12 protein-coding genes and 1 tRNA gene are annotated in these 12,725 nt (G+C 58.2%); 7 read left to right on the plus strand and 6 right to left on the minus strand.

The window, feature by feature from the left end:
- Nucleotides 1-7: 7 nt before the first annotated feature.
- Nucleotides 8-913, plus strand: coding sequence for a hypothetical protein (locus tag M017_RS0110145; protein WP_031497743.1), 906 nt, complete (start codon nt 8-10; stop codon nt 911-913).
- A gap of 51 nt (nt 914-964) precedes the next feature.
- On the opposite strand, the gene M017_RS27580 is transcribed toward M017_RS0110145, so the two are convergent.
- From M017_RS27580 to M017_RS0110160, 3 genes are read right to left on the minus strand one after another with little or no spacing between them, the layout of a single operon-like run.
- Nucleotides 965-2,152 carry a tetratricopeptide repeat protein gene (locus tag M017_RS27580; protein WP_080507621.1) on the minus strand — a complete coding sequence of 396 codons (1,188 nt, stop codon included), beginning with the start codon at nt 2,150-2,152 and terminating at the stop codon, nt 965-967.
- 36 nt (nt 2,153-2,188) lie between these two features.
- Nucleotides 2,189-3,739, minus strand: coding sequence for an acyl-CoA carboxylase subunit beta (locus M017_RS0110155; protein WP_031497745.1), 1,551 nt, complete (start codon nt 3,737-3,739; stop codon nt 2,189-2,191).
- Nucleotides 3,739-4,662: a VWA domain-containing protein gene (locus tag M017_RS0110160; RefSeq protein ID WP_031497746.1), complete on the minus strand. Its 924-nt coding sequence runs from the start codon at nt 4,660-4,662 to the stop codon at nt 3,739-3,741. The genes M017_RS0110155 and M017_RS0110160 overlap by 1 nt, the downstream gene beginning before the upstream one ends.
- Before the next feature lie 94 nt (nt 4,663-4,756).
- Here M017_RS0110160 and M017_RS0110165 point away from each other — a divergent pair, with 94 nt between their 5' ends.
- Nucleotides 4,757-6,895: a putative bifunctional diguanylate cyclase/phosphodiesterase gene (locus tag M017_RS0110165; RefSeq protein ID WP_051669805.1), complete on the plus strand. Its 2,139-nt coding sequence runs from the start codon at nt 4,757-4,759 to the stop codon at nt 6,893-6,895.
- A 130-nt stretch (nt 6,896-7,025) separates the two neighbouring features.
- Here M017_RS0110165 and M017_RS0110170 read toward each other — a convergent pair.
- The 3 genes from M017_RS0110170 to M017_RS0110180 form a co-directional block, all read right to left on the minus strand.
- Nucleotides 7,026-7,102, minus strand: a tRNA-Arg gene (locus M017_RS0110170).
- A gap of 59 nt (nt 7,103-7,161) precedes the next feature.
- Nucleotides 7,162-8,130, minus strand: coding sequence for a tetratricopeptide repeat protein (locus M017_RS0110175; RefSeq protein WP_155121342.1), 969 nt, complete (start codon nt 8,128-8,130; stop codon nt 7,162-7,164).
- A gap of 15 nt (nt 8,131-8,145) precedes the next feature.
- Entirely contained in the window at nt 8,146-9,207 is a 1,062-nt protein-coding gene (locus M017_RS0110180) for a sugar phosphate isomerase/epimerase family protein (RefSeq protein WP_031497749.1), read from the minus strand.
- A gap of 103 nt (nt 9,208-9,310) precedes the next feature.
- Between M017_RS0110180 and rpmH the strand changes: the two genes are divergently transcribed.
- From rpmH to M017_RS27590, 5 genes are all read left to right on the plus strand, one after another.
- A complete protein-coding gene (rpmH, locus tag M017_RS28630; protein ID WP_080507622.1) occupies nt 9,311-9,484 on the plus strand; it encodes a 50S ribosomal protein L34 in 174 nt (57 codons plus the stop codon).
- A gap of 78 nt (nt 9,485-9,562) precedes the next feature.
- Entirely contained in the window at nt 9,563-9,931 is a 369-nt protein-coding gene (rnpA, locus tag M017_RS30675) for a ribonuclease P protein component (protein ID WP_080507623.1), read from the plus strand.
- Nucleotides 9,904-10,113: a membrane protein insertion efficiency factor YidD gene (gene yidD / locus M017_RS28640; RefSeq protein WP_080507624.1), complete on the plus strand. Its 210-nt coding sequence runs from the start codon at nt 9,904-9,906 to the stop codon at nt 10,111-10,113. Before rnpA ends, yidD begins: the two co-directional genes overlap by 28 nt.
- A gap of 77 nt (nt 10,114-10,190) precedes the next feature.
- Nucleotides 10,191-11,855 carry a membrane protein insertase YidC gene (yidC, locus tag M017_RS27585; protein ID WP_162179881.1) on the plus strand — a complete coding sequence of 555 codons (1,665 nt, stop codon included), beginning with the start codon at nt 10,191-10,193 and terminating at the stop codon, nt 11,853-11,855.
- Nucleotides 11,856-11,885: 30 nt separating this feature from the next.
- A complete protein-coding gene (locus M017_RS27590) occupies nt 11,886-12,725 on the plus strand; it encodes a R3H domain-containing nucleic acid-binding protein (protein WP_051669809.1) in 840 nt (279 codons plus the stop codon).

Below are 12,725 nucleotides of genomic sequence, written 5' to 3' on the forward strand. Positions count from 1 at the left end.
AGCCTTGATGAGTGTAGAGAAAGTTTCCTACGGCGGCTGGCCCAATTGCTACAAGATTACGAACGGTGAAGTGGAGCTGATTCTCACCTCCGACATCGGTCCGAGAATCATTCGTTACGGCTTTGTCGGCAGCCAGAACCTGTTCAAAGAGTTTGCCGATCAGATGGGCAAATCGGGCGAAGACAGCTGGCAGATTCGTGGCGGACACCGCTTGTGGATTGGTCCCGAAGACGCGAAGTACACCTATGGCCTGGACAATGCTCCGGTGCAGGTGGAAGTGACCGAGTATGGGGTGCGCGCCACACAGCCGGTCGAGAAAGAAACCGGGCTGCAGAAGATCATGGAGATCCATCTGGCGCCGACGGGCAGCAAGGTGGGCGTGGTGCACCGGGTGATCAATCGCAATCTGCTGCCGGTTGAGTTTGCCCCCTGGGCGCCGACCGTGATGGCGCAGGGTGGCATTGGCATCACCGGCTATCCCCCTCGCGGCACGCATCCTGAAATGCTCGCTCCCACCAATCCGCTGGTGATGTGGGGCTACACCGATTTTTCCGACCCGCGCTGGATCTTCACCTCGAAATACCTCGGGCTGCGCCAGGACTCGAATGCAACGGCGCCACAGAAGGTGGGCTTGTTTAACCCGCATACCTTTGGTGCGTATCTGCTGCGCAATGAGCTGTTCCTGAAGCAGTACCGCGCCGAGCCGGACAAGACCTATCCGGAGTTCTTCTGCAGCTTCCAGGCCTTTACGAATGCCGATTTCCTCGAGCTTGAAACCTTTGGTCCGATGACGAAGCTACAACCGGGCCAGGGCGTCGAATTGATCGAGAACTGGAGCCTGCACCGGGATGTTCACATCGAGCACTGGCGCGATGAAGAGATCGATGCGGTGTTATTACCGTTGTTGCAGTAAATAGAAAAGGGCGGCCCCGGGAGGCCGCCCTTTTCGTTGGTGGGAGAAGAACTAGTTCTTCTTTTTCTTGTTGGCAGGAGCCGCGGTTTTCTTCGCGTCCGGGTTGACGTAGTTCGTCTGTACCGTGCCACCCATGGTCTCGATCATGCCCTTGGCGCTGGCGGCGAACTGCCCGTCTGGCTTCAGTTCCATGTACTTCTCAAAGGCTTCACGCGTGCCTTCGGGGAAGGTCATCTTGCCGGTCTTGTTGTCGACGATGGCCTTTCCGGTCAGGTAGATGCCGTACTGGTAGTGGGCGTCGGCGTAGTTCGGGTCGGCTGCAATCGCCTTCTTGAACACTTCGCCAGCGGCTTCGTTCTGTCCGGCGTTGACCATCAGCGCGCCGAGATTGTAGTAGTAACGGCCGGCGCCGGCGGGGTCGAGGGCAGCGGCCTTGTTCAGGGCTTCCTGGGCTTCGGCAAACTTGCCGCCACGGGCAAGAGCGAGGCCATAGTTGTTGTAGTAGGAGGCGTCATCGGGCTTCAGTTCGATCGCCTTCTGGAAGTTCTCAATCGACTTCAAGTTGGCGGCATCCTTTTCCGCGCCGGTCTTGGACTTGGCAACGCCAGCGTAGGCTTCGGCGAGCTGACCGTAGATCACGTGCTGCTTCTGGTCCATGGTGGCGGCCTTCTCGAGCGAATCGACCGCACCCTGGAAGTTGTTGGCCTTCATGGCTTCCATGCCGCCGTTGAAGGCGTCATTCAGCTCTTTGTTCTTCTTCATCGTCTCGGACTGCTCTTTGGCGCGCTTCTCAAGAGCGGCCTTCTGTTCCGGAGACATGTCACGAGCCATTTCCTTGGTGATTTCACCGGTTTCCACAGCCTTCTGGGCGTCGGCCTGCTTTTTGGCGATGACGGAGAGGTCAAAGTTGATGGGGAGAGGATCACCGAGGCGCATCCGAACGCCCTTCATGCTGTCGACGGGCTTGCCATCGACTTCGCAGGTGACATCGTAGGTGCCGAGCGGGAGGCCGGCGTGGAAATATTCGCCTTTTTTGTTGGTCTTTACTTGGTAGTTGCCCTTGATGTCGGTGCGGACGATGCGGATGAGGGCTGCGTCCTTGCCGACTGGCTTGCCATCAGCACCGATGACTTTGCCTTCCAATGATCCAGTCTGAGAAAAAGCGGGGGCGGCTGCTAGGCCGAGGAACAAAGCGAGCGTTGCGCTCAAGCTTATAGCGTTCCGAACGAGATTTTTCATGAGTTGCGCTCCGATTGTGGTTCCTCAATGAGAATACTACAGAGGGATATTGCCGTGCTTCTTGCGCGGCATCTGGTCGACCTTGTTTTCGAGCATCCGCAAGGCGCGAATCACCCGAGGACGCGTCTCCCGGGGCAGGATCACGTCATCAATAAAACCCCTCTCGGCAGCAACGAAAGGATTGGCAAATTTCTCTTTGAACTCCTGGATTTTCTGGTCTCGACGCTCCTGCGGGTTGGACGCGCTTGAGATTTCGTTCCGGTACACGATATTGACGGCGCCTTCAGCGCCCATCACCGCGATTTCGGCGGTGATATAGGCGAGATTCACGTCCGTGCGCAGGTGTTTCGACCCCATGACGCAATAGGCGCCGCCATAAGCCTTGCGGGTGATGATCGTGATCTTGGGAACCGTTGCCTCGGCATAGGCATAGAGTAACTTCGCGCCATGGCGGATGATGCCGCCAAACTCCTGGGCGGTGCCGGGCAGGAAGCCGGGCACGTCCTCAAAGGTGAGGATCGGAATCTCAAAGGCATCGCAGAAGCGGACGAAGCGGGCGGCCTTGACGCTTGAATCGATATCGAGACAGCCGGCCAGCACGGCGGGCTGATTGGCGACAATGCCAACCGATTGCCCGTCCATGCGCGCAAACCCGATGACGATGTTGCGGGCAAAGTGTTCGTGCACCTCAAAGAAGTCGCCATCGTCGACCACCCGGGTGATGATGTCCTTGATGTCGTAGGGCTGGTTGGACGCGGCGGGGATCACGGTGTCGAGTTGCGGGTCCATACGGTCGATGGGGTCGTCGGTTGTGGCGCGCGGCACCCCGTCGCGATTGTTCTGCGGCAGATAGCTAAGCAGGCGGCGGATCTGCTTCAGGCATTCCTTGTCGTTGGCGGCCAGAAAATGAGCGACGCCGGAGGTTGCATTGTGCGTGAGGCCACCGCCCAGTGCTTCCTTGGTCACCTCTTCGTGGGTGACGGTGCGGATGACGTCCGGGCCGGTGACAAACATGTGCGAGGTGCCATCCACCATGAAGATGAAATCGGTGAGCGCGGGCGAGTAGACCGCGCCGCCAGCGCAGGGGCCGAGGATCGCCGAGATCTGCGGCACCACACCCGAGGCGAGCGTATTGCGCAGGAAGATGTCGGCATAGCCGGCCAGCGACATGACGCCTTCCTGGATGCGCGCGCCGCCGGAATCGTTCAGCCCGATCAGTGGCGCGCCATTCTTCATCGCATGGTCCATCACCTTGCAGATTTTTTGCGCGTTGGTCTCAGAGAGCGAGCCGCCAAGCACCGTAAAATCCTGCCCGAAAACATAGACCAGGCGGCCGTGGATGTAGCCCCAGCCGGTGACAAAGCCGTCGCCGTCATAGACTTGGCTGCCCATGCCGAAGTCGGTGGAACGGTGGCGGACAAAGGGATCGAGCTCCTCGAAACTGCCTTCGTCGAGGAGAAATTCGACGCGCTCGCGGGCCGTCAGCTTGCCGTCACGATGTTGGCGATCGATGCGATCCTGGCCGCCTCCGAGGCGAGCGTTGGCGCGGCGGCGTTCGAGCTCTGCCGCGAGATTGTTTTCAGACATCACGCACCAGTGTAGTAGCCTGCGCGGGCCCGGATGCTGACTTTGCCGTAGCGCTTCTGCGCTTCTTTGCTCAACGTGACGCGGATGCGCCGAAACTGCCGGGCCGGGGCGGCCGGGGCGTTGTAGGTGAGCAGGTAACGCTCGCGCAGATTGGCGAGCAGTTTGCCGAAGGCTTCATCGGCCCGGTCGGTGCGGATGACTTCGCCTCCGGTTTCGGCAGAAAGCTTAAACACATCGGCCCAGGAGAAATCGGGATTGCGCTGGGAGGCGTCTTTATAGGGCTTGGGCGCTTCCGCATTCTTGGTGACGATTGCATTTAAGACGGCATCGGCGGCGAAGAGTTTTTCGAGGGTCTGATCGTCAGAGACGCGGTAGTTCAGTGCCTTGTTGTCGGTGAGGATGAAGATCGCCCGGTGGCCGCTGAGCTTGGGGTTATCGAGAAAGGCTTGTGCGGCATCAATGAGCGCAGCGTTGATCGAGGTGCCTGCGGGGAGAAGCCCGGGGCGGAGCGTCTGGTCGATGGCGTTGGCGGCCCGGTCCATATTATTGGTGAAGGCCATCAGGTAGTCAGACTCCTTGGCAAAGCCCATCACCCCAACCTTGTCGGCAGGCCGCACGGCATGGAGCAGGCTTCTTGCCTTTCTGCCGATTTGCTCCAGGTAGTCGCGCATGCTGCCGGAGACGTCGAGCAGGAGGAGAAGGTTCAGTGCCTCATCCTCGCGGCCCAGGTAGTTGATCGCCATTGTTTGACCTTCGTCTTCAATCACGAAGTCTTCCGCCCGGAGGTTGGTCAGCGCGCCCTTCGCGTTGCTGACCATCACGTCGACTCGGACCTGTGTGACGCCGCCGCGGAATACGCCCGGTTCAGGGTCCTGGGCTTCCGCCAGGAAGAGCAAGCAACAGAAGATCGCCAAAAGCCGCATTCCTCACATTATCTCTGTGGCGCGATTCTGATCTGGATTGAAACCAAACTGAAAAAATGCGATTCCCCTCCGATGAGTGAAGAGAGGGTGAGGAATGTGTGCGGACCTAAATAAGCTTTATCTCACGGCAACGCCTTTCGACATTCCAGACCCGCCGATGATACTGATCGGATTTGATCGTGAGCAGCGATCCCTTTGGCAGACGCAGCTCAGACGAATCCAGGACTATCTTTTCACCGCAGAAGACGCAAGCGAGGCCCAGGTGATTCTCTCCGAGTGCGAGAAGCTGGGAACTCCTGTTGGGCTCATTGTGCTGGTGGGTTTGGGCTGGGAGGGGGCGGCTTGCCAATCCGTACAACGAATCCGGAGGTGGCATCCCGACACGGAACTTCCAATTGTGGTCGCCTGTGTGGCCTGGGAGCGCCAGGAACTGCTTGAAGCGATGCAGTGTGGGGTGAGCGCCACTTTCTCGATGCCCTGGGACTGGGAGCAGAGCGAGTTGCAGATTCGCCAGGAGCTCTCCCGGGCGCGGCGCTGCTGGACTTTGAAAACCGAACGGGATCATGCGGTAGCGCAACTGGCGCAACTCCAGCATGCCAAAGCCAATCAGGATCTTTGGCGGCTCGACCTTGCGACGCGGACCATTGAGTTCAGTTCTGCCTGCAGCGATCTCATTGGCTTTCATCCGCGCGAGATGGGGACGGGGCTCGATGATTGGCTCGGTCTGGTGCATCCGAGCGATTTGCAGCGGCTCAGCGAATCCTTGAGCGACACGGACTGGTCTGCGGCGCCGGAAGATCTGACTTTCGAGTTCCGGCTGCGGCACCGCACAGGAAGCTGGCGTTGGGTTCTGATGCGCGGGCGCTTGGAGTTGGACGAGAGCGGACAGCCGGGGAGCGTGATCGGTTCCCATACCGACATCACACAGGCAAAGACCACCGATTCGATCACCGGGATGGCCAATCGCTTCTATTTTGAAGACTGGCTCCAGGGCCATCTGGCGACGGAGTCGCCGGTGTGCGTGTTTCTGGCGGGGATCGACCGCTATGAACTGATTCGGGATTCGCTTGGGCAATCGTTGAGCGACCAGTTGCTGCGCCTGACGGGCGAGCGCCTGGATGAGATCAAGGAACAATATGGAGATGGGTTGGTGGCCCGCTTGAGTGGCGATGAGTTCGGGGTGGCAATTGCCGGCGGATTCGATGAGCAGGCGGCAATTGCTTTTGCCGAGGAACTACGGCAGAGTCTTTCCCGTGGTATCTGGCTCGATGGTAAGCAATTGGTGATGTCGACCAGCGTTGGCTTCGTTCTGCGAGGCGATCGCAGCAGCTATGCCGAAGTCTGGCGCGATGCGGAGATTGCCATGCATTCGGCGAAAGCCGCCGGGGGCAACCGTGTGGTTTCCTTCGATCACACGATGCGGGCGAATGTGATTGAACGGATGGAGTTTGAAAACGATCTGAAGCGGGCGATCGAAGTTTGGGAATTCGAGATCTATTACCAGCCGAAAGTGACGCTGAACGGGGAGAAGATCATTGGCTTTGAAGCGTTGCTGCGCTGGCGCCATCCCGCCAAGGGCATTGTCCCCCCCTCCTGCTTCATTCCGCTGGCCGAGGAGACGGGGCTGATTTTGCCGATCGGGATGCGCACGGTGCGCGAGGCCTGCGCGACGATTCGAAGATGGCAGCAGGAGTTTCCGCAGGATCCGCAACTGGAGGTGAGCGTCAACCTCAGCGTGCGCCAGTTCCAGGACCGGAATCTGATCGATGAGATCCGAACGATTCTCGCAGAGACGGAGATTCCCCCGGCGACGCTGCAGTTTGAGGTCACCGAAAGCGTGTTGGTGGATGATCCGGACCAGGCACTGGCGATTGTCGAACAGCTGCGCCGCATTGGGGTGGGGCTGAAGATTGACGACTTTGGCACGGGCTACTCGTCGTTGAGCTATCTGCATCGATTGCCCTTCGATACGGTCAAGATCGATCGATCCTTTATCTGTACGATGGGCCAGGATCATACGGCCTATGAGATTGTCCGGGCGATCATCTCGTTGGCGCAAAGTCTAGGCTTGCAAGTGATTGCTGAAGGGGTGGAAACGCGCGCCCAGGCAGAAGCGTTGCGCGATCTGGGCTGTGGCTATGCGCAGGGTTATCTGTTTGCACCGCCGCTGACCCAGGAGGCCGCCCGGAGAATGCTGGTGGTACAGGCCAGTCTGGTGCGGCGTGCTCCGTAAGGGGATGCTGCTGACGTTCTGCGCTAAGTCCAGTTGTGGATCATTCTGTCGACAGTTTTTTTCAAGCTGCGAAAAGTAGATGTGGGGTTGGAAAAAGCCTGAGGGAAGATCAGCGAAGGAGGGATTTGTATGGTGCGCCCGGAGTGATTCGAACACCCGGCCTTCTGGTTCGTAGCCAGACGCTCTATCCAGCTGAGCTACGGGCGCACAATAATGAGCGGCCGAACATCGCCGCTCCTCTGAAAGGATAGCAAATCGATCCGCCCTCAGGCAATGGGTTCTGCACCCTTACGTCCATGAACGAGTGCAACTTCTTTCAATTTTGTCATCTCGCGCTTCGCAATTGAGGCCCAGTGGCTGCTTGGATCGAGCTTCAGATACTGCTTCCAGTGCCGTAAGGCTTCCATCGCGCGGCCGCGGGTTTGAAAGAGCAAAGCCAAATTGTAGTGCGCGTCGGCGTAGCCCTCGTGGAGTTCCAGCGCCTTCTTGTAGTGTTGGATCGCGAGCGAGGTACGCCCCAACTCCTCGTGCAGATTCGCCAGATTGAAGTGCCCAAGCGCATAGCTGGCATCGGCACTGATTGCATCCTGATAATACTTCTCCGCCTCGCGCCACTTGCGGGCATTGAAATAAATGGTGCCGATGTTGACCAGTGCGCCTGCCAACTGTGGATTTAGCGCGATGGCCTTCTCGTAGGCGGCAATGGCTTCCCGCTTATCGGCGCCTCGCTGCTCAAGATCAAGGCCCTTCTGGAACCACGCCTCGGCGTCGGCAATTGTCCGCTGCGCTTTTTCCGCATCGTCCTTCTGTTTGCCGGGGAAGGTGAGCAGCCTCCGCAGTTCGGCCTGGTCGAAGTCGAGCAGCAATTGTCCGGACATCGCGTCCATCTTCTTGCCTGCAGTTTGGACATTGACACGCTTGCCTTCGACGAAGACACGCAGTTCTGTGAGGGGATTTTTGACGTGGACGAGTTTTGCCCGCACGCTTTCAAATACTTCGCGAAGCTTCCGGGGCCCTACGCCCAGTTCTTTCAAACGGGTGAGGACCCGCAATTCCAGCAGGTCCTCAAACGCGTATTCTTCTTTTGCTTCGAGAAGTCCCTGGCGCTCCCAGGCGGCCAGTTGCCGAGCTTCCAGCTCAAACTGGCGGATCACCTGAGCCCTCGTCCAGGACTCGTTTTTCGACTGAATTTTCTTCAGAGGCTTTGCCGCCACAACTGCAAGCGAGTTTAACACGCGCTTTTATTGTGTTTAAAGCCCCAGAATGCGCCGGTTGCGCGCTGCGTCTGTTGCTGCGCCGGCAAAGTCGTCGAAGGCTTTGGTTGGCGTGCTGATCAGGTGCGATGCGATGAACGGAGCGCCTTCTGCTGCGCCCTGGACACTGTCCTTGAAGCAGCATTCCCATTCGAGAACGGCCCAGCCCTTGTAGCCGGCCGCGGTCATGCGTGAGAAGACCTGCTTGAAGTCGACTTGTCCGTCGCCCAAGGAGCGGAAACGCCCGGGACGCTCGGTCCAGCCGAGATAGCCGCCGTAAACGCCAGCCTTCGCGCTCGGACGGAACTCAGCGTCCTTGACGTGGAAAGCCTTGATGCGCGAAGCGTAGACGTCGATGAAGCCGACATAGTCCATGCACTGCAGGATGAAGTGCGACGGGTCGTAGTTGATGTTGACGCGGGGATGATTGCCGGTGGCCTCGAGGAACATCTCAAAGCTGGCGCCATCGTAGACGTCTTCGCCGGGGTGTAGTTCATAGGCGAAATCGACACCATGCTCGTCGGCGAAGTTCAGGATCGGCAGCCAGCGCTTGGCGAGTTCCTTGAAGCCTTCTTCGACAAAGCCGGCGGGACGCTGCGGCCAGGGGTACATGTAGGGCCAGAGCAGGGCGCCGGTAAAGGATGGGGTGACGGTGAGCCCCATGTTCTGGGTGGCCCGGATGACATACTTCAACTGCTCAATCGCCCACTCGCTGCGAGCCTTGGGGTTGCCGCGCACTTCGGGCGCGGCGAAGGCGTCATAGAGCTCGTCATAGGCTGGGTGCGAGGCAACCAATTGGCCGAGGATGTGGGAGGCGAGTTCGGCAATCTCGAGGCCGTTGGTCTGGCCTTTGATTTCATCGCAATAGGTCTTGGACTCAGCGGCCTTCTTGAGGTCGAGAAGCCGGAGGTCCCAGGCCGGAACCTGGATTCCTTTGTAACCCAGTCCCTTCACCCAGGCGGTGATGTTCGGGAGCGTATTGTAAGGAGCTTCGTCTCCCATGAATTGGGCAAGGAAGATGCCCGGGCCTTTGATCTGTGTCTCGAAAGTCTGTGCCATATTCGACAACCATCGTATGCTGTGGACAACGCCCTGTCGAGATTGGTATATTAGGAAAGTTGCGCGTAAGCAGAATGCTGCCCGCCGAAGGATTTAGTCTTCAATGCCCAAAAGAACATTTCAGCCGAACAACCGGAAGCGCGCTAAGACGCACGGTTTTCGCAAACGCATGAAATCAAAGGACGGCCGTGACGTCCTTGCCAGACGCCGCGCCCGTGGCCGTTGGAAGTTGACCGTTTCGGACGAGCGTCCGGTACGCCAAGCCCACTCGGTTTAAGCCTCGGTCATTCACTTTCGGATTTACAAAAATTGCCGGAGGTAGCACAACTGCTACTTCCGGTTTTTCATTGCCCCCATGCCGGACTATCCCAAATCCGTCCGACTGCTTCGCCCCTCCGAGTTTCGACAAACTTATGACGGAGGCGTGAAGCATTCCTGCCCCATCTTTGCCTGCTTCTACCGGAAGACCGACACGTCTGCCCCTGCACGCTTTGGTTTCACCTGCCCGCGCGCCTTGGGCAAGGCGGTGGTGCGAAACCGCATCAAACGGCGTTTGCGTGAATGTGTGAGACTAAAGAGAGAACGTTTCCCGCTGGGTATGGACCTTGTTTTCAACCCCCGTAAGGCCCTTCTGGACGCACCTTGGTCCGAAGTTGAGCGACACGTCGAGAAACTGCTCCTGCGTCTTGAACAACAGTGCGTCCCATCCTCATCGCCCTCTTGAAGCTCTACAAGCGCTGGCTCTCTCCTTTGCTCCCATCTGCCTGCCGTTTTCATCCCACCTGCTCGGTCTATGCCATGGAGGCGATCGAACGTCATGGTTCCTGGCGGGGGCTACTCCTCGCTACCACTCGAATTTTAAAGTGCCATCCGTTTCATGCGGGTGGCTTTGACCCTGTCCCTTAATACTCTTCTGGAATTTTCTAACACTCGCAATGGCTCAAGAACTCAAGCTCCCAGGCTCCCCTGAACAAGGGCCTGGCATGGAAAAAAATCTGCTCATCGCCTTTCTGCTGATGGGTGTTGTGATCTTCGGTACGCAATACTTCATGCCACAGGCTCCGCCCACCCCGGCGAAAAAGGAGGTGACCCAGCAGGCCGCTCCCCCCGCAGCGCCGGCTCCCCAGCCCGCGAATGCGGCTGTCGCCGCCCAACCGCCCGGAAGCGCTGTCGCTGGAACAAAAGAAGAAAGCTACCGGATTGAAACCGATCTCTACAAGGTCGAGTTCTCGAACAAGGGTGGCGTGGTGACGTCCTGGATCCTCAAGAAATACAAGGATTCCAAGGGCCAACCGCTCGAACTCGTTCATGGGCCGGCGCGCGCCAAAGCGGGCAACCCCTTCTCCATTCAATTGAATGGCCGCGAGATGAACCCGAATCTGAACTGGTATCTGTTTGCTGCCTCACCGGCCGCAGATGGGCTGGGCATCGATTTCAACTACTCAAACGGCAATACCCGGGCGCACAAGTCCTTCCGCTTCGATCGCTCGAAGTACGTGGTGGATATACAGTCCGACTTGATTTTGAACGGAGTTCCGACGCCGCATGATCTCGCCTGGCGCGGTGGTTTTGGCGACCATTTTGCCTTCAATGGGCATTCGCTGGGAACCACGGTCCGCTTCGATAAGACGGTGAACAAGCTCGAGACGAAAACAGTCAAAGATGCTTCTAACGGCTGGTCGACTGACACGGGCAACTTTGTCTTTGCGGGAATTCAGGATCAGTTCTTTGCCGCCGTGGCGATCAATCGCGGCGGGCGCGGTCCGGTGGAGTTGCAAACGACCTCGGACACCTTTGTTCCTTATTCGTCGACCGATCAGAAGGAAGAACCGAATATTGGAATGGCGGTGGGTGGTTCGGCCGAGAACCAGCTCTCGTTCTATATCGGGCCGAAGGATCTTGACATCCTGAAGACCGTCGATCCTCGTTTGGAACAGATGGTCGACTTTGGCACCTGGTTCGGCATTGTCGCCAAGCCTTTGTTCTACGCGCTGAATTACGTCAATACGAATTTCATCCATAACTATGGCTGGTCGATCATTGTCGTTACGATCATCATCAATCTGCTGACCTTGCCACTGAAGCTCTCGAGCATGAAGTCGATGCAGAAGACGCAACTGGTGCAGCCGGAACTGCAACGGATCAACGAGAAGTATAAGGGCATCTCGATGACCGACCCCCGGGCGGCCAAGAAGAACGAAGAGGTGATGGAGCTTTATAAGAAGCATGGCATCAACCCGGCGGGAGGTTGTTTGCCGCTGATGTTGCAGATGCCCTTCCTGATTGGCTTCTACTCCGTTTTGAGTGTCGCCATTGAAATGCGTCAGGCGCAGTGGTTCTGGGTGACGGATCTTTCGCAGCCGGAAAATCTGCCGATTCGCATCCTTCCGGTATTGATGGTGGCGACACAATTTCTTCTACAGAAGATGACGCCATCGTCTGGAATGGACCCGCAGCAGCAGAAAATCATGCTGTTCATGCCGCTGATGTTCGCCTTTATGTTCTACGGGGCGTCCTCTGGACTGGTGTTATACTGGCTCACTGGCAACGTGTTTGCCATGCTTCAGCAATATGTCTTTAGCAAAGTCAAACCGGGTCCAGTAACGCCGCCCTCGCAAGCGGTCGTCACTGTAAAGAAGAAGAAGTGATCTAGCCAGGAACCGGGCGGTGCGGAACTCATGACTCGTAAATACCCAATCGAACAATACGAAGACAAAATCGGCGATTTTCTCGACCTGCTGCTCGATGGCATCGACATCGACATCGACTACGAATTCCAGGAAGGTGCATCCACCTACCCGGAAATCGAAAACCCGGATATCGTTGTTAAGTTCAGTGGGCCCGAGACTGAGCTTCTGCTCCAGAACAAGGCGGAGTTATTGCTCGCCCTGGAACATTTGACCATGGAGATGCTTCGGCTGCCCCATGAGGATCATTCGCTGATCGTCTTTGACGCGAATGATTATCGCCTGCTGCGCATTGAGGAACTGCGGCTCTCGGCGCAGACCGCCGCTGAGCGTGTGAAGCAGAGCCTGCAGCCGTTTTTCTTTGCTCCGATGACCAGCCGTGAACGCCGGATCATCCATATGACCCTACGTCCTGAAACCGAAGTGCGTAGCGAATCGGTGGGTGTCGGCGGGGGCAGGCAAGTGGTGATTATCCCTGCGGGCATGCCTACTCCGGCTGCGCCGGCAACTCCACCTCGCGACCGTCGTGGTCCGGGTGGAGATCGTGGACGCCGCGATAGCCGTGGTGGCAGACCCGGCGGTGGTGGCTTCGGTGGCCGCTCCGGTGGTGGTGGCCGTCCTTTCGGCGACCGTCCTCCTCGCCCCGGCGGAGATCGTGGACCGCGTCCTTCTGGTGGTGGATTCGGCGGTGGACGTCCCTTTGGCGATCGCCCCCCACGCCCAGCCGGAGATCGTGGACCTCGTCCGAGCGGCGGTGGATATCGTGGACCGCGCCGCGAAGGACCTCCCAGCAGTGGCAATTCTGGTGGCGAGCCGAACGGCAACCGCTAG

This window comes from Bryobacter aggregatus MPL3 (assembly GCF_000702445.1).
Taxonomy (GTDB): Bacteria; Acidobacteriota; Terriglobia; order Bryobacterales; family Bryobacteraceae; genus Bryobacter; species Bryobacter aggregatus.